We start from the raw sequence: 25,229 nt of genomic DNA, 5'->3' as shown, positions 1-25,229 counted from the left end.
TCGAGCAGTACGTCGACATAGGAGCCGATCGCTAGCGGAGTTGCCGAGAAATGCGTGAGTGACCGCCGACGACCGGTACCGCGCGCTCCCTGGCCTCTCCCTGGCCGAGAGGGAGGTGGCGGAATTGCTGTTCTCACAGTTGCCTGCAGGACAGGGGCTCTACGACCCGGTCCACGAAAAGGACTCGTGCGGAGTCGCGATGATCGCGGATATCGCCGGGCGCAGGTCGCACAGCATCGTCGCCGACGGCGTCCTCGCTCTGGAGAATCTCGAGCATCGCGGTGCCGCCGGTGCCGAGCCCAACAGTGGAGACGGGGCTGGGATTCTGATCCAGCTCCCGGTCGAGTTACTTGCTTCGCTCATCGATGTCGAGCTGCCGTCTCCCTCAGAGGACGGTTCGAACACCTTTGCGGCTGGAATGTGCTTCCTCCCGCAGGGTGTACGCGAACGAGCGGCCGCGGTTGCCCGAGTCGAAGAGATCGCTACCGAGGAGGGTCTGGAGGTGCTCGGCTGGTCCGAGGTTCGAGTCGATCCGGACAAGGCCGATATCGGTGTGACCGCACTCGGATGCATGCCGCACATGGCGTACCTCTTCGTCGCAGCTCCGGAGCACGGCGGCAAGCGCCCTGGGGGGCTCGCGCTGGATCGACTCGTATATCCCCTGCGCAAGCGCGCCGAACGCGTGACGCCCGAGATCGAGCAGGCGGGCACCGGACTGTACTTTCCGTCGCTGTCCTCGCGAACGATGGTCTTCAAGGGCATGCTCACCACGATGCAGCTGCCGCTGTACTTCCCGGATCTTCGGGATCCGTTGTGCAAGAGTGCAATTTCGATCGTGCACAGTCGGTTTTCGACCAATACGTTTCCGTCGTGGCCTCTTGCGCACCCGCATCGGTACGTTGCACACAACGGCGAGATCAACACCGTCAAAGGAAATCGAAACCGGATGCGTGCGCGTGAGGCAATGCTCGCGTCCAATCTGATTCCCGGTGACCTGCAGCGTCTGTACCCCATCTGCAACCCCGACGGTTCCGACTCGGTCTCGCTCGACGAGGTTCTCGAGCTGCTGCACCTCGGAGGGCGCAGCGTTCCGCATGTGGTGATGATGATGGTTCCCGAACCCTGGGAGAATCACCGCAGCATGGACCCCGAGGTCCGCGCGTTCTATCAGTTCCACGCGTCGATCATGGAAGCGTGGGACGGCCCGGCGTGCGTGACGTTCACCGACGGTTCCTACGTCGGAGCTGTGTTGGACCGCAACGGACTTCGGCCCGGCAGGTGGTGGCAGACCGCCGACGGTCGGATGATTCTCGCCAGCGAAGCGGGTGTTCTGGACGTGCCGCAATCCGAGGTCGTGGCGAAGGGCCGCCTCGAGCCGGGCAAGATGTTCCTGATCGATACTGCGGCCGGGCGCGTGATCGAAAACGACGAGATCAAGTCTCGACTGGCCCGCGAGCACCCGTACCAGGAGTGGCTGCACGCCGGTCTGCTCGAGCTCAAGAGCCTGCCGGAGCGCGCGCACATTCAGTACAACCACGACTCGGTCGTGCGTCGACAAGTCGCCTTCGGGTACACCGAGGAAGATCTGCGGGTGGTTTTGACGCCGATGGCAGCGTCCGGCGGAGAACCGTTGGGTTCCATGGGAACCGACACCCCGCCTGCCGTGCTCTCGCAACGGTCCAAGGCCCTCTACGACTACTTCATCGAATTGTTCGCTCAGGTCACCAACCCCCCTCTCGACTCGATTCGGGAGGAGATCGTCACGTCGTTGGCGCGCGTCATGGGGCCCGAACACAATCTGTTGGAGCCGACGGCAGCGTCCTGCCGTCAGATCGTGCTTCCGTGGCCCGTCCTCGACAACGACGAGCTGAACAAGATCATCCACATCAATCACGACGGTGATCATCCCGGCCTGTCGGCGACGGTGCTGCGCGGACTGTACGAGGTGGAACGAGGCGGCGAAGGGCTGGCAGAGGCAGTCGAAGAACTGCGGCGTCGGGCCAGCGATGCTATCGCCGCGGGATTCCGGACGTTGATCATCTCCGACCGCGACTCCGACCACACCTACGCTCCCATTCCATCGCTGTTGGCTACAGCCGCCGTGCACCACCACCTCGTCCGGACGAAAGAACGCACCAAGGTGGCGCTCGTCGTCGAATCGGGAGATGCGCGCGAGGTACACCACCTGGCGCTGCTCATCGGATTCGGCGCCGCTGCGGTGAATCCGTACTTGGCCATGGAGTCGATCGAAGATCTCGTCGCCGAAGGCGAGCTCACCGGGGTCGAATCCTCGGCGGCGGTTCGAAACTACCTGTACGGGCTCGGCAAAGGTGTGCTCAAGGTGATGTCCAAGATGGGTATCTCGACGGTCGGGTCGTACACTGGCGCGCAAGTTTTCGAGGCAGTCGGCCTGGACAAGGAGGTCGTGCGCGAGTACTTCAAGGGAACCGCGAGCACACTTGGCGGCGTCGGACTCGACGTGCTGGCCGAGGAAGTGAAACTGCGTCACCGACGGGCATACCCCGAGAATCCGACCGATCGCGTGCACCGGCGACTCGACATCGGAGGTGAGTACCAGTTCCGCCGCGAGGGCGAACTGCATCTCTTCACGCCGGAGACCGTGTTCCTCCTGCAGCACGCGACCCGTACCGGTCGCTACGACGTGTTTCAGAAGTACAGCAGCGAAGTCGACCGGCTGGCCCGAGAAGGCGGTGCGTTGCGCGGTCTCTTCGAGTTCAAAGAAGGTCTGCGTCAGCCGATTCCGCTCGACGAGGTCGAACCCGCCGAGTCCATCGTCACGCGCTTCAACACCGGCGCCATGAGCTATGGATCGATTTCGGCGGAAGCACACGAGACGATGGCCGTTGCGATGAACAATCTCGGTGGTCGTTCGAATTCGGGGGAGGGCGGCGAGGACACCGACCGGTTGTACGACAAGGGACGGCGGAGCGCGGTCAAGCAGGTCGCCAGTGGGCGATTCGGCGTGACGAGTGACTACCTCGTCAATGCAACCGACATTCAGATCAAGATGGCGCAAGGTGCCAAGCCCGGCGAGGGTGGTCAGCTTCCCGGCTACAAGGTATATCCGTGGGTCGCGAAGACCAGGCACTCGACTCCGGGAGTCGGTCTAATCTCGCCACCACCGCATCACGACATCTACTCCATCGAGGATCTTGCTCAGCTGATCCACGATTTGAAGAACGCCAACGAGAATGCTCGCGTCCACGTCAAGCTCGTCAGTTCCGTGGGGGTCGGAACCGTCGCCACCGGTGTCAGCAAGGCGCACGCCGACGTCGTCTTGATCTCGGGCTACGACGGCGGTACCGGGGCGGCCCCGCTGACCTCGCTCAAGCACGCGGGTGCGCCGTGGGAGATCGGGCTCGCCGATGCTCAGCAGACGTTGGTACTCAACGGTCTTCGCGACAGGATCACCGTGCAGTGCGACGGTGGGCTTCGGACCGGCCGCGACGTCATCGTCGCTGCGCTGCTCGGCGCCGAGGAGTTCGGGTTCTCTACCGCGCCGCTGATCGTGTCGGGGTGCATCATGATGCGCGTGTGCCATCTCGACACGTGCCCCGTCGGTGTGGCCACCCAGAACCCGGAACTTCGCAAGCGGTTCACCGGCAAGCCCGAGTTCGTCGAGGACTTCTTCAAGTTCGTCGCCGAGGATGTCCGCAAGTACCTGGCGCAGTTGGGGTTCCGCAGCATAGACGAGGCGGTCGGGCACGCAGACGCACTGGAAACGGCCGCCGGTATCGCGCACTGGAAGAGCAAGGGTCTCGACCTGTCGCCGATCTTCGCGATGCCGAAGGACCAGCACGGTGCGCCGATGACGCAGCGCAGGCGACTGCGTGGCCAGGACCACGGTCTCGACCTCGCGCTGGACCGCACGCTGATCCAGCTGTCGGAAGGCGCCTTGGAGGACGCGCACCCGGTCAAGCTCGAGCTACCGGTACGCAACGTCAACCGGACCGTCGGAACGCTCCTCGGCTCCGAGGTCACCAGGCGGTACGGAGGCGCCGGGTTACCGGACGACACCATCCGAATCGAACTCACCGGTTCCGCAGGCCAATCCCTCGGTGCATTCCTGCCGGCGGGTATTACGATCGACCTGATCGGTGACACCAACGACTATGTGGGCAAGGGCCTTTCGGGTGGACGCGTTGTGGTGCGCCCAGCTCCCGACGCCACGTTCGTGGCAGAGGACAACGTCATCGCCGGGAACACGATCCTCTACGGTGCGACGGCAGGCGAAGTGTTCCTTCGCGGGCGCGTCGGCGAGCGGTTCGCGGTGCGCAATTCGGGCGCTACGGCGGTCAACGAGGGTGTGGGTGATCACGCGTTCGAGTACATGACCGGTGGCCGCGTCATCGTGTTGGGGCCGACAGGGCGCAACATGGCGGCAGGTATGTCCGGGGGTATCGCCTACGTGCTCGGTTTGGACGAGAACAACGTCAACACCGCCATGGTTGCGCTGCAGACTCCGAACCCCGACGACCTGGCCTGGCTGCGTGACACCGTCGAGAAGCACTGGGAGTGGACCGGATCTGCGGTCGCCGCGTCCTTGCTCGCCGACTGGCCGCGCCGCTCGGCTCTGTTCACCAAAATCATGCCGGTCGACTACCAGCGCGTGCTGGAGGCGACCTCGATGGCGCGCGCCGAAGGGCGCGACGTCGACTCTGCGATCATGGAGGCTGCACGTGGCTGATCCACGAGGATTTCTGAACGTCGTCAAGCGAGAGGCCGAAAAGCGACCGATCGCCGAACGAGTCATGGATTGGAACGAGGTCTACTCGCACCAGCCGGCGCAGCAGCGTGCGTCCGAAGTATCCGACCAGGCCCGTCGGTGCATGGATTGCGGTATTCCGTTCTGCCACTCGGGAACCGCAGGGTGCCCGCTCGGCAACTTGATCCCGGAGTGGAACGACCTGGTCCGCCGAGATCGGTGGGACGCAGCGAGTGATCGTTTGCACGCGACGAACAACTTCCCCGAGTTCACCGGTCGGGTCTGTCCCGCGCCGTGCGAGTCCGCCTGCGTGCTCTCCATTTCCGAGGCCGAAACCGGCGGTAGCGTCACCATCAAACGGGTCGAGCAGACCATTGCGGATCTCGCCTGGGAGAGCGGGAGCATCGTTCCGCAGCCACCGACGATCAGCACGGGCAAGTCGGTCGCCGTGGTCGGCTCCGGTCCCGCCGGATTGGCTGCGGCGCAACAGCTCACACGCGCCGGTCACGACGTGACGGTATACGAGCGGGACGACCGACTGGGCGGACTGCTGCGATACGGCATCCCGGAATTCAAGCTCGAGAAGTCCGTGCTGGACCAGCGCCTCATGCAGATGCGAGCAGAGGGAACACATTTCGTCACCGACTGCGAGGTGGGTGTCGACTTCACCGTCGAGCAATTGCGCGCGAAGTACGACGCGGTGATTCTCGCCGTCGGAGCGCTACGAGCTCGGGACAACACCGAGGTGGTGGGCCGGGAGCTGGACGGAATTCACCTCGCGATGGAACATCTCGTGCCCTCGAACAAGGAGTGCGAGGGCGACGGTCCGACGTCCATCGACGCCAAGGGCAAGCACGTGGTCATCATCGGTGGCGGTGACACCGGTGCGGACTGCCTGGGAACGGCCCATCGCCAGGGCGCGGCGTCCGTGACACAGCTCGACTACAACCAGGCGCTTCCCGAAGCACGGGACGACTCGACGTCACCGTGGCCGTCGTGGCCACTCGTACTGAGGACGTCACCGGCGCATGCCGAGGGCGGCGTCATTCGTCACCAGGTCGCCGTTCAGCGGTTTCTGGGCGACGAGAACGGGCGCGTTCGGGCGATGGTTCTGGCAGAGGTCGAGGTGCAGCGGGACACGAACGGGCGGCGAATCATCACCCCTATCGGTGAAGAAGTCGAGCTTCCGTGTGATCTGGCGTTGTTCGCGATCGGTTTCGACGGTGTCGAGCACGGTCCTCTTCTGGACGACTACGGACTGTCCCTGTCGCGTCGAGGTTCGCTTTCGTGCGGATCCGACTGGCAGACCAGTGCACCGGGAGTATTCGTGTGTGGGGACGCGCATCGCGGGGCCTCGCTCGTTGTCTGGGCGATCGCCGAGGGCCGTTCGGCAGCGCACGGCGTCGACGCGTTTCTCACCGGCCGATCGGATCTCCCGTCGCCAGTTCACCCGAACTCTTTGCCTCTCGCCGTGGTGTGACGCACGTCCGTGTGATCGCGCAGGCTTTACCGATCCAGGTGCTCTCAGCTGTGGCAACGTGCGACTACCCGCCAGTAGTATTTTCTTGGGGACCTCTGCCGTGCGGAGTTTGAGCGGTACCGACTACGCTCGTGTCCGTGAGCCGACGTACGAAGATCGTTTGCACCCTTGGACCTGCGACCGCCAGCAGTGAGCGAATCCGTGAACTCGTAGAGAGTGGAATGGATGTCGCCAGACTGAACTTCAGCCACGGTGATCACCCAGATCACCAGGCCAACTACGAATGGGTCCGCGAGGCGTCGAACGCCACCGGTAAAGCAGTCGGCATTCTCGCCGACCTGCAGGGCCCCAAGATTCGCCTCGGTCGTTTCGCCGAGGGCAAGACCACCTGGGCCGCCGGTGAACTGGTGCGCATCACCGTCGAGGAATGCGAGGGGACACACGATCGTGTGTCCACCACCTACAAAGAACTTGCCCAGGACGCCAAGGAAGGCGACCGCCTTCTCGTCGACGACGGCAAGGTAGGCCTCGTGGTCACCGGCGTCGAAGGCAACGACGTTCTGTGTCGTGTCACCGAGGGTGGCCCGGTGAGCAACAACAAGGGCGTGTCGCTACCCGGCATGGACGTCTCGGTTCCCGCGTTGTCCGAGAAGGACATTGCCGATCTCGAGTTCGCGCTTGCGCTCGGTGTCGACTTCATCGCGCTGTCGTTCGTGCGCTCGCCGGCCGATGTCGAACTCGTCCACGCGATCATGGATCGTGTCGGACGCCGCGTCCCGGTCATCGCGAAGCTCGAAAAGCCCGAAGCCGTCGACAATCTCGAAGCTATCGTTCTCGCGTTCGACGCGGTGATGGTCGCTCGCGGTGACCTCGGCGTCGAGTTGCCGCTCGAGCAGGTCCCGCTGGTGCAGAAGCGTGCGATCCAGATCGCCCGTGCCAACGCCAAGCCCGTCATCGTCGCCACGCAGATGCTCGAGTCCATGATCGAGAACTCGCGACCCACCCGCGCCGAGGCCTCCGACGTCGCCAACGCGGTGCTCGACGGAACCGACGCTGTCATGCTCTCCGGAGAGACGTCGGTCGGCAAGTACGTGATGGAAACCGTGCGCACGATGGCGCGAATCGTCGAGACGGTGGAGACCGAAGGCGATCCCGTTCCGCCTCTCACCCACGTTCCGCGCACCAAGCGCGGCGTCATCTCCTACGCCGCGCGCGATATCGGTGAGCGTCTCGACGCCAAGGCGCTGGTCGCCTTCACTCAGTCCGGTGACACCGTGCGGCGCCTCGCTCGTCTGCACACGTCGCTGCCGCTGCTCGCGTTCACCTCGATCCCCGAGGTCCGTTCGCAGCTGGCACTGAGCTGGGGAACCGAGACGTTCCTGGTTCCCGATGTCGCCACGACGGATGCGATGGTGCTCGAGGTCGACAAGGCTTTGCTGGAACTCGGTCGGTACAACAAGAGCGATCAGGTCGTGATCGTGGCCGGTGCCCCTCCCGGCACAGTAGGCTCGACCAACTTGATCCATGTGCACCGAATTGGGGAAGAGGACCGGTAAGTGACCGATGCGGGGGGAACGGGTGCAACTACTGCGCCCAGTAGTACCGAAGTGAAGACGGACCTGGAGACGCTCCTCGAGCTGTTGGCGCTCGAGGAGATCGGCGAGGACAAGTTCCTGGGGGTGCATCCTCGCCAGGTCGGAAGCCGGACCTTCGGTGGCCAGATGGTTGCGCAGGCACTCATCGCGGCGGGTAGAACCGTCACCGGCACCACCCGCGACGTCCATGCCATCAACGCACACTTTATCCGCGGCGGTGACGTGAAGAAGCCGATCGAGTACCACGTCGACCGTCACCGTGACGGCCGCGCGTTCGCGAACCGCCAAGTCACCGCTTATCAGGACGGCAACGAGATCTTCGTGATGCTCGCGGCTTTCCAGGATTTCGGAAAGGGCCTCGAGCACAGCGTCGAGTTGCCCGATGTGCCGTACCCGGACGCTCTCCCGCCGCTCGGAGACCACTTCGTCGGCTACGAGGACCGTCTGCAGATGTTCGTCGATGCACTCAAGCCCATCGACATGCGGTACGCCAACGACCCCGCGTGGATCATGCAAGGCACAGGGGAGAAGCTGAACCACAACCGCGTGTGGATGAAAGCCGACGGCGAGCTGCCCGACGACCCGATATTTCACGCAGCCACGATGGGGTACGCGTCGGACACCACGGTGCTCGATTCCATCATCACCACCCACGGGTTGTCCTGGGGATTCGATCGAATCGTTGCCGCGACGGTCAACCATTCCATCTGGTTCCACCGCCCGTTCCGGTTCGACGACTGGGCTCTCTACGCGACGGAATCTCCGGTCGCCGCTGGTTCTCGTGGTCTGGCGACCGGACGGTTCTTCTCGATGGACGGGTTGCTGTTGGCAACGGTCGTGCAGGAAGGCCTCATCCGGCATTTCCCCAAGCGGCCCTAGCCCTCAGAAGTCCTGGCCCTCAGAAGTCCTGGCCCTGAGAAGTCCCAGCCCCGAGAAGTCCTAGCGCTGAGAAGTCGTCGGTTCAGGCAACGATCGCTGGCCCGAGGGTGGTTGTCCATGCCTCGCGCAGCTGATCTTCGAACAGCGGCCACGTATGTGCGCCGGTGCCACGCATCGATATCGTTGCGGGAACACCGCTTCGGTGCAGTGCGTCCACGAACAGCGATGTGCAGTAGTTGACGAGGGCTTCGACGGCGATTCCACCGAACGGCGGCACAGCTCCTACCGGAATTCGGTCCACCGGGCCGGGCCTCCCGGCGGATGCGCTCACGTAGACGGCGGTTCCGCGGAGCTTCTCCACGTTCACTGCTGGATCGTGATCACGCCACGCCGGGCTTCCGGGAGGTCCCCACATGTTGAACGGATTGTTCAGCCCTCCGGCGATCATCGCCGAGATGCCTATCGTGGCGAGCGGATTGGACGGAGCTGGGCAACCGCTCAACGAGGCTGCCGCATCGAATCTTTCGGGTGATTGGGCGGCGAGATCGAGGGCGGGTCCGCCGCTCATCGACAGTCCCGCGACGCCCGCGCGTCCAGTGGATCCGAACGTCTGCTCGATCGCACGCGGTAGTTCTTCGGTCAGGTATGTCTGCCACTTGTATTCGCCGAGAACGGGATCAGGCCGTTGCCAGTCGGTGTAGAAGCTGAAACGCCCGCCGATCGGCATTGCTACCGTGACGTTCTTGTCGGCGAAGAATTCGGCGATAGACGAGTTGTTGAGCCAGCCCACGCCGTCCTCGTTGCCCAAAGCTCCATTGAGCAGATAGAGGGTCGGCAGAATTCCACCGGCTGCCGGCCGAAGAATGTCGTTGGAGATCACCTTGTTCATCGAGGGGGAGTAGACGTCCAGTATCGAGTGGGTATCGGTCACCGCACGGTTGTCGACGACGCGCACGCCATTCGCGTCCTGCGCGGTTGCAGGCATGCCCACAGCCAGGGGTAGCGAGACGATCGCCACGAACCCGGCAATCATCACCATTTGTAACATCCGCCACTTTTGTCCCACTGGCCACATTCTTCGATCGTGACACGGAAAACTCTGCCGCCTGCTAACGATCGGGTTGCGAAACGGCACGGTTGGTTCGTGCCTCCCGTGACTTTCGGCGCATGCACCCTAGCGTCGAGCCCATGACCAGTGCTGAATCGCGGTCGAGACCGTCGGAGTGGAAGGTGCATGGACTCACCTGGGTCATCGGTGCAGTCGCGACCGCGATCATTGCACTTATGGCGCACGAGTCCTTGCTCGGATTCCGAAGCCTGTATGGGCTCTTCGGGAATGGTGTGGATGCGATCGTCTACCGGTACGGTGGCGCGACCGTTCTCGATACTGAATCTCTGTACTCGTTCACACTCTTCGAGTCCGCCCTTCCGTTCACCTATCCGCCGTTCGCGGCGCTACTGTTCGTCCCTCTGGCAGCCCTGTCGGTCCCGCTGACAATCGTCGCCGTGGCACTGGCGAATGCAGCGTTGCTCTATCTTGCGGTGCTGCTCAGCTGGCGGATGCTGGGATATCGAGGAGCTGCAACCCACGTCGTGAGCATCTGCATGGCAGTAGCGATGACGTGGCTCGAACCGGTGCGTATGACGATGTGGCTCGGGCAGATCAATCTGCTACTCCTGGTGGCGGTTCTGTGGGATCTGGGCAGGCCGGAGGGCAGTCGCCTTCGTGGATTCGGCGTCGGGATTGCAGCCGGTCTCAAGTTGACCCCAGCGTTTTTCGTGCTGCATGCGCTGGCGCAGCGCCAGTGGTCGACCGTCAGAACCGCCTGCATTTCGTTCGGCGCAACCGTCGTTCTCGGTTTCCTACGGGTGTTCAACGACGCCACGACGTTCTGGACGTCGGCGATATTTCAGTCCGACCGAGTCGGTCTCCTTCGATCACCGGCCAATCAGTCGATCCACGGCATGTTGGCGCGAATGTGGTCGAACGGTGCTCCGCCATTCGCGCTGTGGATCTGCTGTGCAGTCGTGATCGGAGGTCTCGGTCTGTGGGCGGCATCGGTGGCTCAACGCCGCGGACAGCAATTGCTCTCGCTCACCGTCTGTGGTCTGACGACCCCCATGGTGTCTCCGTTTTCCTGGGGACATCATTGGGTCTGGTGTGTGCCGTTGACCGTCCTAGTGGTGCACCACGCCTCCCGGGCGTGCTGGCTGATTCGGCTAGTTGTTCCGGCAACGGTGCTGGTGCCGTTCGCCGCGTGGTTCTACACAACATCGGACGGTGTGGCAGTCATAGGGACGTTCATGCAGCGTGCGTCAGGTCCGGTGGCTGTGCTCGCGGGTAATGCCTATCCGCTGGTGTTTGCTGCGGTCCTGTTGGCAGTCGGTGCGAAACTCGGTGCCAGTTCACGCGTCAGCGCACACGATGGATCGCCACGACTCGAGTTTGCGTTCGAACGACATCGACGCGAACGCGGGGCTGGTGGACGGGAGTCGGACGAAGTCGATCTGCGAGACAGCCTGAGTGGGACGCACATATCGCCGAAAGCTGCTCTCAGCCTTGGCGCCGTTGAAGAAAATTCGCTCGATGGACGCGTGCGCCGCGATCAGCGACGCGAAGTCGTTGGTCTCGATCGTGGACTCGACGATCGCCGAGTCGAGGCTCCCGTGCCGAGTACACAGCTTCAACACATCCCACACGGCGATGCCGCTGCGTAGGAGTATCTCGGTTCGTTCCTCGTACGGAACCGACGGGCCAGCGCCGAACAATTCGCCCATGATCGGCCAGAACGCATTTCGAGGATGCGCGTAGTACTGGTGTGCTGCCAATGACGCGACTCCAGGCATCGATCCAAGAATCAACGTGTGAGCCGAGGTGCCGATGATCGGGGCGAAACTGTGCACCGTCGTCATCGGTTCAGCGTCTCATTGCCGTGGAAGCGCGTGCGCAGTGGGCCGAAACGCATGCGCGGTGGACCCAGAGAGGCAGAGAATGGAAACATGTTGGATCCACGCGTACTCGACACCCATGAACTCGATGCCGAACTTGCGGCTCTCCGGCGAGGCCGTGACGCCTCGATGGACGAAGGTGCACAGGGGACCGATCTCGCGGCGACAGACGTCCTCATCGAAAGATTCGAGGAGGAAATTCGTCGACGCCACCAAGATCCGCCCGTCGACATCTAGCGCCTGGCCGCGACGGTGAGCGCGACGCACGCCAGTGCGGCAGCCGCGCTTCTGGCGTGATTCCATCGAGTCCATTCGGGGAGATAGTTCGACCATAGGTCGGTTCCCGCCGGGCTGTTCGGGTCTACCGCGGCGAGCGAATCGTTAAGTGGGACGTTGACCGCCATCGTCACCACGACACACCCGATCACGTACATCAGCGCGCCTGCCACGATCAGTACCCGCGTCGGAGCGCCGGATACCAGCGCCCCGACGGCCGCTGTGACTGCTGCACCTGCGCTTCCGAGGAATGCAGTCAGGAATACCGGCGACACGATGACGACGTTGATCTGTTGCATCGTCGATATCGCATCCGATGCCGGCCGACTCCTGAGCGCAGGCATCACGCTGATCGAGAACGCAAAAAGTACACCTGCTGTGAGACCGCACCCCACCGCTGCAACCGTCGTGGCGATCGACGTAATCCGGTCGATCACAGCGCACGCTCGTGATGAGTGCGGAGTGAGGACGCGAAGTCTTCGATACGCGTCGGCGTGGTGTTCGCGACGGTTCGCGGCACGCCATCGGTCAATTCTCCGCTGTTGAACGCTCTGGTCATGTCGACGTAGTGCCGTGCGTAGTCCAAGGAGAACCCGAGTTCGGTGAAGGCATCGATCATGGCGTCGTACGCGAGCTGGACGTATGACGGGTCGTCGATTCCGAGGCGGTCCCCGAGTATGGCCGTCGCCTCGTCGTAGCTGAGGTCGCGTTCACCGAGTAGGTCGACGCCGACGTGTCCAGTCCACTGTCGATCCGTCAGCATCCGAGCTGCCGCGGCAGCGACATCAGCGGTCGCGATCATGGGAATCGGGACGTCGGCCTCCACCGAATCCACATGACTGCCAGACTCCTCGAGCTGTTCCACGGCGACGAGCAGGTTTTCGAAGAACGACACAGGTCGCAATAACGCGACGCGCGCCGACAACTTGGCCAACCGCAGTTCCTGACGATGCAACGCGCCGATCACGCCCGGGGCGTCGGGTCGGTCCGCACCCAGGCTGCTCAAAGCGACGACGGTCGGAACGGCACTTGCCGTCAGGGCTTCGGCAATCGATTCACCCAGTCGATCTTGTTCTGCGCCATAGTATTCGGCGAACGGATTGCTCGGAACCATGGCAAACACCGCGTCGCTGTCGCGAAGAGTCTCGGTGAGCCATGGGGTATCGGCGACGTTTCCGACGCGGATGTCCGCCCCGCGTTCGCCGAGGTTGTTCAGCGATTCCGCGGTCCGGCCGAGGACGCGAACGTAGCGTCCGGCGTCGAGCAGCGTTGTGGCAATCTTGCTTCCCACCTGCCCCGACGCTCCGATGATCGTGATCATGTCGATCGTCCTTTCGTTGGTGTGCGTCCAGCTTTGCAGCGCATCGCCGGACGATCTATGGCCATTGGTCGCAGTTCTATGCTTATTCGTCCAGCGCTGCCGTATTCTCGGTTCATGCGCGGAGTCGACCCATGGACATCGGAGGATCCTCTGGGCGAGGCGCTGCACTTTCTTCGAATGACGGGAGCGTTCTACTGCCGCTCCGAGTTGTCGGAGCCGTGGGGGCTGACGATGCCCGAGATGGCAGATTGCCTGTGGTTCCACGTAGTCACGCGCGGACGGTGTCTGCTGTCGGTTCCAGGATCGACGCCGAGATACCTGACGCCTGGCGAATTCGCCTTGGTGCCTCATGGTTTGGGACATGTCCTGTCGAGCGACCGTGAAGCGGCACAGACGGCGCCGGTCGTCTGGGGTCTACCGCACGAGTATGTGTCGGATCGCTACGCGGTGGTTCGACACGGTGAAGACGGACCACCGGCGACGATGATCTGCGGCGCAGTCAGACTCGATCACCCGTCGGCCGTGCAGCTCATCGGGTCCCTACCACCTCTGATCGTCGTGGAATCCGTACCTGCTGCACGCCTGTCGTGGATGCACAGCACATTGGGCCTCATCGCGGACGAGGCCAAATACCTCAGGCCTGGGGGAGAGGCCGTCATCACGCGGTTGTCGGACATCCTCGTCATTCAAGCGCTTCGCTGGTGGATAGAGCACGATCCCGCTGCGCAAATCGGTTGGCTTGGAGCGCTGCAGGATTCAGCGGTCGGACCGGCGTTGGCGCGAATGCACCGTGACCCGGATAAGCCATGGACTGTGGCATCGTTGGCGGCCGAGGTCGCGATGTCACGATCAGCATTTTCTGCTCGGTTCACCTCGATGGTCGGTGAGTCTCCGATGCGGTATCTGGCCAGGTGGCGAATGAGAGCGGCGCACGACGCCTTGAGATCGGCCGACGTCACTGTCGCCGAACTCGCAAAGAGAAGTGGGTATCAGTCCGAGGCGGCGTTTGCTCGAGCTTTCAAGCGCATGCTCGGAGTGTCGCCTGGAAGTGTGCGGAGACGAGTCGAGATGTCTGCGATCGGGGCCTGACGACGTCAGTCGATTAGGTGCCGGAGGTACGACGCCGGATCGTCGAGATATCGTCTCCAGTGCGTAACGAGTTGCAGTTCTTCCCACGGCGTTCTCTGCATTCCGTTGTCGCCGACTTCGACGATGTCGGCGCCGGGCAGTGACGCAAGGATCGGCGAATGTGTGGCGCACACGATCTGGGAACCGGACTCGGACAACTCGTCCATCAACGCCACGAGGTGAAGGCATGCGGTGAAAGACAGCGCAGATTCCGGCTCGTCCAGCACATAGAAGCCTGGGTCCCGAAACATGGCGCGAAAGACGGCCAGAAATCCCTCGCCGTGGCTCATCTCGGCGGTGTCCTCGTCCCAGTAACCGGGGACTCCGCCGAGCTTCTCGGTCATCTCGAACGCTGTTTCGGCGCGGAGAAAGAAACCCTTTTTCTGAAGTCTCGGACCGCGCAGCATCCGAGACCCGCGCGGCGTCATCTCGAGTTCGATGACCTCGCCCAACGGTGTCAGAACCGTCTCCGACCGTGGTGGACGCGACGCCCGGCCACCTCTCGAATCGAGTTGGAACCCTTCGGCAATCGCCTCGACGATCGTTGATTTTCCCGATCCGTTGTCCCCGACGAGCATTGTCACCGGAGCGTTGAACTCCAAGCCGTCGGTGATCAGCTGGTCAACCGCGGGAATGGTGAAAGGCCAGTCATCGGTGCGATTCTCGGGATCTACGTACGCGCGCTCGACGAACATCGAATCAGTCGGTCACCGGGCGATCTTCGTATCCCGTGACGTGTTCGGTGTTCACACTGCACTGGTAGAAGACCCATTTGATGTCCGAGGAGTCCGAAGCATCCCCGAACCGGTGAGTGACACGCTGCGCGCACAAAGTGCCTGCGCCGGTGTCGTGGCAACGAAGATTGCTTGGTATGTACATGACCCCACTGTAGGCGTCCACCGGAGAACCGGTTTACCAGAATTTGGGGTTGGACGGGAGCGTTCCTGGTGCCCTCGGTGAGACTCGAACTCACACTGCACGGGTTTTGAATCCGTTTCCTCTGCCAATTGGGATACGAGGGCTGGCGTTGTCTTGCGGTTCACTAACTTAGACGATGCGCCGATCGGGTCGACCACCGGTACCCTTCAAGTGCTCTGAGCGTCCGGCGGAGTCTGCGTGCGCCCGCTGGACGTGCGAGTATTTCTGCAGGTCGATGACTTGTACAAGGAGACTGGTATCAATGAACGCTCCTGTTGCGCAGGAGGGCGGCAAGCCCGCTCTTCGTGTTGTGGTGGCCGAGGACGAATCGCTCATTCGCCTGGATTTGGTGGAGATGTTGCGTGAAGAGGGCTACGAGGTCGTCGGCGAGGCGGCGGACGGTCAGCAGGCCGTGGACCTCGCCGTGGAGTTGCGTCCCGATCTAGTGATCATGGACGTCAAGATGCCCCGACGCGACGGCATCGATGCGGCGTCGGAGATTGCCGAGAAGCGCATTGCCCCAGTCGTCATATTGACGGCGTTCAGTCAGCGTGAGCTCGTGGAAAGAGCGCGCGACGCGGGAGCAATGGCCTACCTCGTAAAGCCCTTCTCGAAGGCTGATCTGATGCCGGCCGTCGAATTGGCAGCGAGCAGGTACACCGAAATTTCCACACTCGAGAACGAGATCGCGGACCTGCAGGAGCGGCTGGAGACCCGCAAGCTCATCGAGCGAGCCAAGGGCAAGTTGATGGAGTCCCAGTCCCTCACAGAGCCGCAGGCGTTCAAGTGGATTCAGCGCGCGGCCATGGATCGACGGACGACGATGAAGGCTGTCGCGGACGTCATCATCGAGACTCTCGACACGCCCACAGAGGGCTGACTTTCGGTCTTCACGCTACGACGATGTAAATCTTCGGGCTTGCAGGTCACAGTCAGGTCACGAGCCGTCTTCTCGACCGTCGCGGATCGATTCGGACAGCTAGCGTCTGTTCCACACATGGGGCGCATTTCTCACGTGTGCTTCATCTTTTGATCGATCAAGGAGACCCTAGATGGCAAAACGGACCTACGTCCGCACGGCTGCGGTGCTGGGTGCTGCGTCATTGGCACTGTTCGGCTGTTCTTCGAGCGACGATTCCAGCTCGAGTGACAGTTCCAGCTCCGCCAGCGGTGGAAATTCGGCACCAGCAGAAGAGACCGTGACGACTGATTGCACGCCCGCCCAGGCGACAGCAGGTGCAACTCCGGTTACGACTCCGCTGGTCGTCGGAACGTTGCTACCGGCCACAGGCAGCCTCGCCTTCCTCGGACCCCCCGAGGTCGCCGGTGTACAGCTTGCAGTCAACGAGGTCAACGAAGCCGGTGGCGTTCTGGGACAGCCCGTTCAGCTGATCCAGGGCGATTCCGGTGACACGACGACGGACACGGCCAACACGACCGTCGACCGTCTGCTCGCAGGCGGTGCAGACGTGATCGTCGGCGCAGCGTCGTCCTCGGTGTCGCTCAAGGTGATCGACAAGATCGCCAGTGCAGGCGTCGTACAGTTCTCTCCGGCCAACACCTCGGATCAGTTCGTCTGCTACCCGGACAAGGGCCAGTACTTCCGTACGGCACCGACCGACGTTCTGCAGGCGCAGGCTCTGTCGCAGCTGATCGCCGAGGACGGTGCGCAGCGTGTGTCCATCCTGGCGCTCAACGACCCGTACGGCACCGGCCTCGCCGCCAACACCGTCACGAACTTGGAAGAGGCGGGCATCGCGTCCGACCAGATCCAGAAGATCATTTACGACCCCAACGCACAGTCGTTCAACGCCGAGGTCGACGACGTGAACAACTTCGCCCCTGATGCAGTGGCGATCATCGGCTTCGAGGAGTCGGCCAAGATCATCACCCGTATGCATGAGGTGGGCATCGGACCGTCCGACGGCACTCTCGTCTACGGCGTCGACGGCAACATGGGCAACGCACTCGGTGAGTCCGTTGCTGCAGGGCTGCTGGACACGATGCGTGGCACCACGCCGCTCACCGACGTCGGCACGGCCTTCCAGGACCGCCTCAAGACCGTCGACCCGGCTCTGGTGGACTTCAATTATGCCGGTGAGTCCTACGACGCAGTGGTCATCTCCGCACTCGCTGCGGAGCAGGCCAAGTCGACTGCAGGCACCGACATCGCTGCCAACATCAACAGCGTCACCAAGGATGGCGAGAAGTGCACCACGTATGCACAGTGCCTTCCCCTCGTCCAGGCCGGAACCGACATCGACTACGACGGAGTCACCGGTGCGCTGAACTTCAGCGACGCGGGTGAGCCGGCAACCGGTTCGTACGGCAACCTGGTCTTCGGACCGGACAACAAGCTCACCACGGACAAGTACATCGTCGTCGGCGAGTGATGTTCCAGTACTGAGTATCTAGGCCCAGAGCCCCGGTCCGAGCCCTCGGATCGGGGCTTTGGTCTGTCCCGGGCTGCCGAGGTGACCGAATGAGTCATTTGCTCGCATTCCGGGGCTCCCGAGGTGACCGAATGAGACATTCGCACACTCTGAGTGACCGAGACAGTCATTCGCTCACCCGACGAGACCGAATGAGACATTCGCACACTCTGAGTGACCGAGACAGCCGTTCGCTCACCCGAGGTGACCGAATGAGACATTCGGTCACCCCCCGGCAGCACGAAACCCGGGCCCGATGAGCGGACCCGGGTTTCGAGGGGATCGAAACTACTTCTTTTCTTTGCTTCCCGCCAAGGTACCCAGGTACAGCTCGATGACCTTTGGGTCGTTCATCAGTGCAGGTCCGGTGTCGGTGTACGCGTTACGACCCTGGTCGAGGACGTAGCCGCGATCGCAGATCTGGAGGCACCGACGTGCGTTCTGCTCGACCATGATGATCGAGACTCCCGTTGCGTTGATCTTCTTGCAGCGGATGAACACCTCGTCTTGGAACATGGGGGACAGGCCGGCCGACGGCTCGTCGAGCAGAAGGACCGACGGCTCCATCATCAATGCCCGACCCATGGCAACCATCTGACGTTCGCCGCCGGACAGTGCGCCTGCCTTGACCTTCTTGCGCTCGCCCAGCAGTGGAAAGAGTTCGCTGACGAAGTCGAATCTTTCCTGAAACTTCTTCGGTCGCAGATAGATTCCCATCTCGAGGTTCTCTTCGATGGTGAGTGAGGGAAACACGTTCTGAGTCTGCGGAACGTAGCCGACACCCTTGGTGACGAGTACGTGCGCCTCGGCCGAGGTGATGTTGTCTCCGCGAAGCTTCACCGATCCCTCGCGCACGGGAATCAGGCCGAACAAGGTCTTGAGCAAGGTCGACTTGCCGGCACCGTTCGGGCCGATGATGCCGACGATCTCTCCGTCCTTGAGGAAGAAGTTGCACTCGTTGAGAATGTTGACGCCCGGGATGTAGCCCGCCACGAGGTTGTCTGCTCGCACGAGCGCGCCCTCGGCGAGACGTGCGTGTTCGCCTGCGGTTGCGGCGAATTCGGCAGGCGTCAGCTTGGTTGTACTCGGTTCGCTCATTTGCCGTCTTCTTCCTTGGCGTGCTTGCCGGCCGTCGGCGCGACATCCGCGGGTGCGACGAACTCCGGTTCGGACAGGTTGCCGCCTGCCTGGAGTTCTTCGGCCTCGGCTTGTTCCAATGCCTGAGCCAATTCGGCAGTGGCGCCGACGGGGTTGCCGTTCTCGTCGAATTCGAGTGCCTGGTCGTGGTGGCTACCGAGGTAGGCATCGACGACGGCGCCGTTGTTGGACAGGTCCTCCGGCGTCGACTCGGCTATCACGCTTCCCTGCGCCATGACGACGACCCAGTCGCTGATGTCGCGGATGACGTCCATGTCGTGTTCGACGAACACCACCGTCATTCCGTCGTCGCGCAGTGACTTGATGTGTCCCAGAAGGCTCTGCGTCAGAGCAGGATTGACGCCTGCCATCGGCTCGTCGAGCATGACGACCGCAGGGTCGGTCATCAGCGCACGTGCCATTTCGAGCAGCTTGCGCTGCCCTCCGGACATCGAACCGGCGAGGTCATCGGCCTTCGCATCGAGTTTGAACCGTGCGAGTAGCTCGTACGCCCTCTCGGTGATCTCCTTTTCCTGCTTCTTCCAGGTCCACGGCATCAACGTGTTGACGATTCGCTCGCCGCGCTGCCCCGTGGCGCCGAGACGCACGTTGTCGAGCACCGTCAGTTTTGACAGGGCCTTGGTCAGCTGAAACGTCCGCACCACGCCCTTGCGCGCCACCTGATGCGGATGCATCTTGCCCAGGGATTGACCGTCCATCGACCATGTGCCGGTGTCGGGCCGATCGAAGCCGGTCAGCAGATTGAACAGTGTCGTTTTGCCCGCACCGTTCGGGCCGATCAGCCCGGTAATGCATCCCCGCTGAAATTCGAGGTGTGCGACGTCGACTGCTTTGAGGCCGCCGAACGTTCGGGAGACGCCGTCGACGACGAGTGTTGCGTCCGGCTTGGGGGCACCCGGTGTCTGAGGGACGCCGGCAAAGAGCGTTGATCGCTGCTCCGCGCTGAGGGGCCGCCTCGCATCGGGCCCTGCGTGTGGCGTTCTAGGCATTGAGTTGGACCTCTCGCTTGTTGCCGAGAATACCCTGCGGTCTGAAGACCATCAGAACGGCGATGAGTATGCCCAAGAGCACGAATCGCGTTGCACCGACCTGCTGTTCACTGAGGTTGAGCAGCGGGTCGGGGCCGGAGATGGCCTGGCGAAGGAGGGCGTCGGGGATGGATAGCAGGAACCAGAACAGCATGGCGCCCAGGACCGGCCCGAACACCGTTGCCGCGCCACCGAGGATCAGAGCGCCGAAGGCGAAGAACGTCTGTGCCGTCGAGTAGAAGTCGGGGTTGATCGACTTCGTCTGCAAGGCGTTGAAGACGCCGCCCATACCGCCGATGACACCACCGAGCACGAGGGCCTGCATCTTGTAGACGAAGACGTTTTTGCCCAGCGACCGCGCTGCATCCTCGTCTTCACGAACTGCTTTGAGGACGCGTCCCCACGGACTGTGTGTCAGGAGATAAATCAAGCCGCACAGCAGCAGAACCAGCGTCCAGCCGACCACCATCGCCCACAGGTCGTCGCCGTAGAACTTGACGCCGAGGAAGGCATATTGCTTGCCTGAGTCGAACGGGCTGAGCGAGGTGAACGGATCTGCGAACCCGAAGATGCCGTTGGTGGATTTGGTCACCGGATCTGTCGCGGTGGATCGGAAGACGAGTCTGAGGATCTCCGAGGCTGCAATTGTGACGATGGCGAGATAGTCCGCGCGTAGTCGAAGCGTCGGAATTCCGAGTACCAACGCGAGAAGACCTGCCGCGCCCAGTCCGACGAGGATGCCGACCCAGAGCGGCTGCTGGTAGGTGATGGTCATGATGCCGACGCCGTAACCGCCGAGCAGTGCGAAGCCGATCTGACCGAAGTTGAGAAGTCCGGCGTAACCGAAGTGAAGGTTCAGGCCGATGGCCAGAAGAGCGTAGAAAATGGCCGACGGCCCGATCAGCTGAGCGAGCGAGACTTGGAGTGCTCCGAGAATATCCATACCGGTCACCCGATCCTTTGCCGCGAGCCGAGTATGCCCTGAGGCCTGACGACGAGGATGAGAATCAAGACGAGCAGTCCTCCGATGTATTTGAGATCGGGATTGATGATCATCGTCGACCACTGGACGAGGAGTCCGACGATGACGCAGCCGAGGAGAGCTCCGTAGGCGGTTCCCAGGCCGCCCAATGTGATTCCGGCGAACATAAGGAGGAGCAGTTTGAAGCCCATCTCCCATTGGACGCGCCCGCCGAGTTCGGAAAGGCCGAACAGGACGCCGCCAAGTGCCGCTAGGCCACCGCCCATGCACCAGACGAAGGTCACGACGCGTTCGACGTTGATGCCGGACGACGCGGCCAGGTCTCGGTTGTCGGCGACGGCCCGCATTGCCTTGCCGATGCGAGTGCGTTGCAACATCAGCGCGACGCCCACCAGCACGACGATGCTGATGACGATGCAGGCGAGGTTGACGTTGGTGATGGCCAGTGGGCCCCACTCGTTCTGGGTCTGTGCCTGGTAGTCGTCGAACGGCTCGGCACGGTCGGAGAAGAAGATGAGGATGAGATAGCGGAACGCGATAGCCAGGCCGATGGAGACCACCAGCTGAGCGATCAGGCCTGTCTTACGTTTTCGCAGAGGGCGCCAGATGAGGGAGTTGTTCAGCCATCCGATGGCGACGCCGACGATGATCGCCAGGATCGTTGCCCAGATCAACTGAATGCCCATACTGACGTTGAACACCCATGCTGCGACTGCGCCGAGTGTGACCAGCTCGCCATGGGCGAAGTTGGTCAGGCCGGTCGTGCCGAAGATGAGGCTCAGGCCGACTGCGGCGAGGGCAATGACGAGCCCGAAACGCAGACCGTCGACGGTCGTCCTGATGAACTTCTCGTAGAAAGGCACTTCAGTAGCAGTACGGGCTTCGCCGAACGAGAAGATGACGGTGTTGGCGCGTCCGGCTGCCACGTCGCGCTGCACCTCGCCCTGGACGTTGACTCCGTCGGGCAGGGTCTCGGGGTCTACGCCGAACGTGTAGGAGCCGGGGGACAATTCGAGCGTCCACCGGCCACCGTCGGCCGAGGTTGTCCTGCCGACTTCCTCGCCGGAGGCATCTTTGGCGGTGACGTCGACATCGGCGAGCCGTTCACCGCCGTTGTTGAGGCTGCCGCTGACGGACACTGCATCAGCCGGCGGTGACTCCGACGTCGATGCAGCTGGTGGGGGAGTTGGGGTCGGTTCCTGCGCTAGAGCAGTTCCGCCGAACGTCACTGCTGCTATGGATCCGAGAATCGCCAACATGAGGGTCTGTCTCAAAAGGCGGAGCGAGATTCGGCTGGTGAACCGAATTCGAGTCTTCCTTCGGGTCCATCGAACATTTGGAGCCACGCACGTCCTCCGGACGGTTGTCGGGGTGAGCCCATGGCAGGGCTCGGCTACTTGCAATTGTCGGACTCTAACTGTTGGAAGCGCACGAAACCGGCGTCTGGAATTTCTGGGAAGTTTCATTTGTGTTTCGAACTTCGCGAGCAGGCAAATTGCCCGAGATCCGCATCCACGCCAGCAGCTGTCGGACCCTCTACCTAGACTGGACGACCGTGAGCCCTGTAACCGACGCCAGTCCTGCCTCCGCTCCCACGACCGGCAAATCTGCTGATGCGTCGCCGCCGACGCTGTTGCTGATCGACGGTCACTCCATCGCGTTCCGAGCCTTCTTCGCGCTGCCGGTGGACAACTTCAAGACGACGAGTGGTCAGTCGACCAACGCTGTCTACGGGTTCACGTCCATGTTGATCAACTTGCTGCGCGACGAGAAGCCGACGCACATCGCCGCGGCGTTCGATGTGTCCCGCCAAACGTTCAGAGCCGAGCGGTTTCCCGAGTACAAAGCCAATCGCAGCAAGACGCCGGACGAATTCGCCGGCCAGGTCGACATCACCAAGGATGTCCTCGGTGCAATGGGCATCCCGGTCATGGCAGAGGCTGGGTTCGAGGCGGACGACATCATCGCGACGCTGGTGACCCAGGCCGAGGTGCTTGGCTACCGCGTCCTCGTCGTCACCGGCGACAGGGATTCGTTGCAGTTGGTCACCGAGAACGTGACAGTCCTTTACCCGAAGAAGGGCGTTTCGGAGCTCACCCGTTTCACCCCGGAAGAGGTAACCAGCAAATACGGCCTGACACCGTCGCAGTATCCGGACTTCGCCGCGTTGCGCGGCGACCCAAGCGACAACCTGCCTGGCATCCCAGGAGTCGGCGAGAAGACCGCCACCAAGTGGATCGTGGAGTACGGGTCGCTCGAGGAACTCGTCAACAATGTGGACAAGGTGAAAGGCAAGGTCGGAGATGCCCTCCGCGCCAACCTGTCCTCCGTAGTGCTCAATCGTGAACTCACCGAGATGGTTCGCGACGTCCCGCTTCCCTACACGCCGGATCAGCTCGAGCTGGCACCGTGGGATCGCGAGAAAATCCACGCGTTGTTCGACGATCTCGAATTCAGGGTTCTGCGCGACCGGCTGTTCGAGACGCTGTCCTCGGTGGAGCCCGAGGCGGAGGAGGGTTTCGACGTCAAGGGTGGGACCGTACCGGTGGGGGAGCTCGCCGAGTGGCTGAAGGCCCATGCGTCGACGGGCGAGCGCCACGGGCTCTCCGTCGTCGGCCCACGCCGTCCGTTCGACAGCGACGCGGTGTCCGTTGCGATCGCCGCATCCGACGGCGAGGGCGGATTCGTCACCACGAGTGCTCTCGACGAGTCCGATGAGCAAGCGCTCGCCGCGTGGTTGGCCGACCCCGCCCAGCCGAAAGCTCTGCACGAGGCCAAGTGGGCCATCCACGCGCTCCGCGGTAGGGGGTGGACTCTGAATGGACTGACGAGTGATACCGCCCTCGCAGCGTATCTGGTTCGGCCGGGACAACGCAGCTTCAATCTCGATGATTTGTCGTTGCGCTACCTCAAACGCGAACTCCGAGCCGAGGATTCGGTGGAAGGGCAGCTGTCGCTCCTCGATACCGAGGACGTGGCCGAGGCTGCAGTCGCCGAGGGTGAAATTCTGCGGGCTCAAGCCATTCTGGACCTCGCAGCAGCACTCGACGCCGAGTTGGACAGCATCGAGTCGACGTCGTTGCTCTCGGACATGGAACTTCCGCTTCTGACGGTCCTGGCAGACCTCGAGGCGACGGGTATCGCCGTCGGCCGAGATCACCTGGAGGAATTACAGAGTGGGTTCGCCGATCAGGTCGGTGACGCAGCCAACGCGGCGTACGAGGTCATCGGCAAGCAGATCAACCTCGGATCGCCGAAGCAGCTGCAGGTCGTGTTGTTCGACGAGCTCGACATGCCGAAAACCAAGAAGACCAAGACCGGTTACACCACCGATGCCGATGCGCTTCAAAGCATGTTCGAAAAGACCGAGCATCCATTCCTGAAGTTCCTTCTCGATCACCGCGACGCGACCCGGATGAAGGTGACTGTCGACGGTTTGCTCAAGTCCGTCGCCGACGACGGTCGCATTCACACGACGTTCAATCAGACCGTCGCTGCGACGGGCCGTCTGTCCTCCACCGAACCCAATCTGCAGAACATCCCGGTGCGCAACGAGGCAGGCAGGCATATCCGCGACGGGTTCGTCGTGGGCGAGGGCTACGACGCGCTCCTCACCGCGGACTACAGCCAGATCGAGATGCGCATCATGGCCCATCTTTCCGGAGACGAAGGCCTGATCGAAGCGTTCAACACCGGTGAAGATCTGCACAGTTTCGTAGGAGCACGGGCGTTCGGTGTACCGATCGAGGAGGTCACACCGGAACTCCGCCGCCGAGTGAAGGCAATGTCCTACGGTCTCGCGTACGGGCTGAGTGCCTTCGGGCTCGCCGCGCAGCTCAAAATCTCGACCGACGAGGCAAAACAGCAAATGGAGGCGTACTTCTCGCGCTTCGGTGGAGTTCGCGACTACTTGCGAAATGCAGTGGAGGAGTCACGCAAGGTCGGCTACACCTCGACGCTCTATGGACGCCGTCGTTACCTGCCCGACCTCAACAGTGACAACCGTCAGCGTCGCGAGGTTGCAGAACGCGCTGCCCTGAACGCCCCGATACAAGGCACCGCGGCCGACATCATCAAGGTTGCGATGATCGACGTGCACCGCAGTCTGTCCGAGTCGAAATTGAAGTCCCGCATGCTCCTACAGGTCCACGACGAATTGGTCCTGGAAGTCGTGGAGTCCGAGCGTGAACAGGTCGAAGCACTCGTGCGCGAGAAAATGTCGTCTGCGATCTCGTTGTCCGTCCCGCTCGAGGTATCCGTCGGGACGGGCCGAAGCTGGGACAAAGCAGCGCACTAGACCCGCACATACGACGAGGGCCGATCACGTTCGCGATCGGCCCTCGTCGTATGTCGTGTC

At 62.5% G+C, this 25,229-nt stretch carries 19 protein-coding genes, 1 tRNA gene and 1 pseudogene; 10 read left to right on the top strand and 11 right to left on the bottom strand.

What is annotated here, in order from left to right:
• The first annotated feature begins 124 nt into the window (after positions 1–124).
• From gltB to D8W71_RS18360, 4 genes are all read left to right on the top strand, one after another.
• Positions 125–4,708 carry a glutamate synthase large subunit gene (gltB, locus tag D8W71_RS18375; RefSeq protein ID WP_121119509.1) on the top strand — a complete coding sequence of 1,528 codons (4,584 nt, stop codon included), beginning with the start codon at positions 125–127 and terminating at the stop codon, positions 4,706–4,708.
• Positions 4,701–6,206, top strand: coding sequence for a glutamate synthase subunit beta (locus tag D8W71_RS18370; protein ID WP_121115411.1), 1,506 nt, complete (start codon positions 4,701–4,703; stop codon positions 6,204–6,206). Before gltB ends, D8W71_RS18370 begins: the two co-directional genes overlap by 8 nt.
• A gap of 137 nt (positions 6,207–6,343) precedes the next feature.
• The gene (gene pyk, locus D8W71_RS18365) at positions 6,344–7,762 is read left to right on the top strand and encodes a pyruvate kinase (protein ID WP_121115409.1); all 1,419 of its coding nucleotides are present in this window, start codon (positions 6,344–6,346) and stop codon (positions 7,760–7,762) included.
• Positions 7,763–8,680 (top strand): acyl-CoA thioesterase, encoded by a 918-nt coding sequence (locus D8W71_RS18360; RefSeq protein WP_121115407.1) that lies wholly within the window; start codon positions 7,763–7,765, stop codon positions 8,678–8,680. It abuts the gene before it with no gap.
• A gap of 82 nt (positions 8,681–8,762) precedes the next feature.
• On the opposite strand, the gene D8W71_RS18355 is transcribed toward D8W71_RS18360, so the two are convergent.
• Positions 8,763–9,719, bottom strand: coding sequence for an alpha/beta hydrolase (locus D8W71_RS18355; RefSeq protein ID WP_236077496.1), 957 nt, complete (start codon positions 9,717–9,719; stop codon positions 8,763–8,765).
• A 128-nt stretch (positions 9,720–9,847) separates the two neighbouring features.
• Here D8W71_RS18355 and D8W71_RS18350 point away from each other — a divergent pair.
• Positions 9,848–10,801: pseudogene (locus tag D8W71_RS18350) on the top strand (glycosyltransferase 87 family protein); the annotation flags it as partial.
• 285 nt (positions 10,802–11,086) lie between these two features.
• Here the strand turns inward: D8W71_RS18350 and D8W71_RS18345 are convergent.
• Complete coding sequence (locus D8W71_RS18345) at positions 11,087–11,527, bottom strand: DNA-deoxyinosine glycosylase (protein WP_328588833.1); 441 nt, start codon at positions 11,525–11,527, stop codon at positions 11,087–11,089.
• Between the two features lie 153 nt (positions 11,528–11,680).
• On the opposite strand from D8W71_RS18345, the gene D8W71_RS18340 reads away from it, so the two are divergent.
• Positions 11,681–11,866 (top strand): hypothetical protein, encoded by a 186-nt coding sequence (locus D8W71_RS18340; RefSeq protein WP_153275396.1) that lies wholly within the window; start codon positions 11,681–11,683, stop codon positions 11,864–11,866.
• On the opposite strand, the gene D8W71_RS18335 is transcribed toward D8W71_RS18340, so the two are convergent.
• Positions 11,863–12,342: an anthrone oxygenase family protein gene (locus tag D8W71_RS18335; RefSeq protein ID WP_121115399.1), complete on the bottom strand. Its 480-nt coding sequence runs from the start codon at positions 12,340–12,342 to the stop codon at positions 11,863–11,865. The genes D8W71_RS18340 and D8W71_RS18335 overlap by 4 nt on opposite strands.
• Entirely contained in the window at positions 12,339–13,226 is an 888-nt protein-coding gene (locus D8W71_RS18330; protein ID WP_121115397.1) for an NAD(P)H-binding protein, read from the bottom strand. Before D8W71_RS18330 ends, D8W71_RS18335 begins: the two co-directional genes overlap by 4 nt.
• A gap of 114 nt (positions 13,227–13,340) precedes the next feature.
• Between D8W71_RS18330 and D8W71_RS18325 the strand changes: the two genes are divergently transcribed.
• The gene (locus D8W71_RS18325) at positions 13,341–14,315 is read left to right on the top strand and encodes an AraC family transcriptional regulator (protein WP_121115395.1); all 975 of its coding nucleotides are present in this window, start codon (positions 13,341–13,343) and stop codon (positions 14,313–14,315) included.
• A 5-nt stretch (positions 14,316–14,320) separates the two neighbouring features.
• Here D8W71_RS18325 and D8W71_RS18320 read toward each other — a convergent pair whose 3' ends face one another.
• From D8W71_RS18320 to D8W71_RS18310, 3 genes are all read right to left on the bottom strand, one after another.
• Entirely contained in the window at positions 14,321–15,049 is a 729-nt protein-coding gene (locus D8W71_RS18320; protein WP_121115393.1) for an AAA family ATPase, read from the bottom strand.
• A gap of 4 nt (positions 15,050–15,053) precedes the next feature.
• Positions 15,054–15,233, bottom strand: a complete 180-nt coding sequence (locus tag D8W71_RS18315; protein ID WP_121119507.1) for a hypothetical protein — start codon at positions 15,231–15,233, stop codon at positions 15,054–15,056.
• A 66-nt stretch (positions 15,234–15,299) separates the two neighbouring features.
• A tRNA-Leu gene (locus D8W71_RS18310) sits at positions 15,300–15,376 on the bottom strand.
• Between the two features lie 158 nt (positions 15,377–15,534).
• On the opposite strand from D8W71_RS18310, the gene D8W71_RS18305 reads away from it, so the two are divergent.
• Positions 15,535–16,152: an ANTAR domain-containing response regulator gene (locus tag D8W71_RS18305; RefSeq protein ID WP_121115391.1), complete on the top strand. Its 618-nt coding sequence runs from the start codon at positions 15,535–15,537 to the stop codon at positions 16,150–16,152.
• A 172-nt stretch (positions 16,153–16,324) separates the two neighbouring features.
• Positions 16,325–17,665, top strand: a complete 1,341-nt coding sequence (locus D8W71_RS18300) for an ABC transporter substrate-binding protein (protein WP_121115389.1) — start codon at positions 16,325–16,327, stop codon at positions 17,663–17,665.
• A gap of 327 nt (positions 17,666–17,992) precedes the next feature.
• Here D8W71_RS18300 and D8W71_RS18295 read toward each other — a convergent pair whose 3' ends face one another.
• Genes D8W71_RS18295 through D8W71_RS18280 form a run of 4 tightly spaced genes read right to left on the bottom strand, consistent with a single transcriptional unit; the run spans position 17,993 to position 22,131 of the window.
• Complete coding sequence (locus D8W71_RS18295) at positions 17,993–18,802, bottom strand: ABC transporter ATP-binding protein (RefSeq protein ID WP_121115386.1); 810 nt, start codon at positions 18,800–18,802, stop codon at positions 17,993–17,995.
• Positions 18,799–19,851, bottom strand: a complete 1,053-nt coding sequence (locus D8W71_RS18290) for an ABC transporter ATP-binding protein (RefSeq protein WP_121115384.1) — start codon at positions 19,849–19,851, stop codon at positions 18,799–18,801. The genes D8W71_RS18295 and D8W71_RS18290 overlap by 4 nt, the downstream gene beginning before the upstream one ends.
• Positions 19,844–20,833 (bottom strand): branched-chain amino acid ABC transporter permease, encoded by a 990-nt coding sequence (locus D8W71_RS18285; protein ID WP_121119505.1) that lies wholly within the window; start codon positions 20,831–20,833, stop codon positions 19,844–19,846. The genes D8W71_RS18290 and D8W71_RS18285 overlap by 8 nt, the downstream gene beginning before the upstream one ends.
• Before the next feature lie 5 nt (positions 20,834–20,838).
• A complete protein-coding gene (locus D8W71_RS18280; RefSeq protein WP_121115382.1) occupies positions 20,839–22,131 on the bottom strand; it encodes an ABC transporter permease subunit in 1,293 nt (430 codons plus the stop codon).
• 296 nt (positions 22,132–22,427) lie between these two features.
• On the opposite strand from D8W71_RS18280, the gene polA reads away from it, so the two are divergent.
• Entirely contained in the window at positions 22,428–25,169 is a 2,742-nt protein-coding gene (polA, locus tag D8W71_RS18275) for a DNA polymerase I (RefSeq protein WP_121119503.1), read from the top strand.
• Positions 25,170–25,229: the final 60 nt, after the last annotated feature.

The organism is Rhodococcus sp. P1Y (assembly GCF_003641205.1).
Taxonomy (GTDB): domain Bacteria; phylum Actinomycetota; class Actinomycetes; order Mycobacteriales; family Mycobacteriaceae; genus Rhodococcoides.
This window is presented reverse-complemented; position numbering and strand designations above follow the sequence as displayed.

Coding starts and splice junctions, on each gene's coding strand:
- D8W71_RS18355 (WP_236077496.1), bottom strand. CDS start 9,719: ATGGTGATGATTGCCGGGTTCGTGGCGATCGTCTCGCTACCCCTGGCT.
- D8W71_RS18345 (WP_328588833.1), bottom strand. CDS start 11,527: ATGCCTGGAGTCGCGTCATTGGCAGCACACCAGTACTACGCGCATCCT.
- D8W71_RS18340 (WP_153275396.1), top strand. CDS start 11,681: ATGTTGGATCCACGCGTACTCGACACCCATGAACTCGATGCCGAACTT.
- D8W71_RS18330 (WP_121115397.1), bottom strand. CDS start 13,226: ATGATCACGATCATCGGAGCGTCGGGGCAGGTGGGAAGCAAGATTGCC.
- D8W71_RS18325 (WP_121115395.1), top strand. CDS start 13,341: ATGCGCGGAGTCGACCCATGGACATCGGAGGATCCTCTGGGCGAGGCG.
- D8W71_RS18320 (WP_121115393.1), bottom strand. CDS start 15,049: ATGTTCGTCGAGCGCGCGTACGTAGATCCCGAGAATCGCACCGATGAC.
- D8W71_RS18315 (WP_121119507.1), bottom strand. CDS start 15,233: ATGTACATACCAAGCAATCTTCGTTGCCACGACACCGGCGCAGGCACT.
- D8W71_RS18305 (WP_121115391.1), top strand. CDS start 15,535: ATGAACGCTCCTGTTGCGCAGGAGGGCGGCAAGCCCGCTCTTCGTGTT.
- D8W71_RS18300 (WP_121115389.1), top strand. CDS start 16,325: ATGGCAAAACGGACCTACGTCCGCACGGCTGCGGTGCTGGGTGCTGCG.
- D8W71_RS18295 (WP_121115386.1), bottom strand. CDS start 18,802: ATGAGCGAACCGAGTACAACCAAGCTGACGCCTGCCGAATTCGCCGCA.
- D8W71_RS18290 (WP_121115384.1), bottom strand. CDS start 19,851: ATGCCTAGAACGCCACACGCAGGGCCCGATGCGAGGCGGCCCCTCAGC.
- D8W71_RS18285 (WP_121119505.1), bottom strand. CDS start 20,833: ATGGATATTCTCGGAGCACTCCAAGTCTCGCTCGCTCAGCTGATCGGG.
- D8W71_RS18280 (WP_121115382.1), bottom strand. CDS start 22,131: ATGTTGGCGATTCTCGGATCCATAGCAGCAGTGACGTTCGGCGGAACT.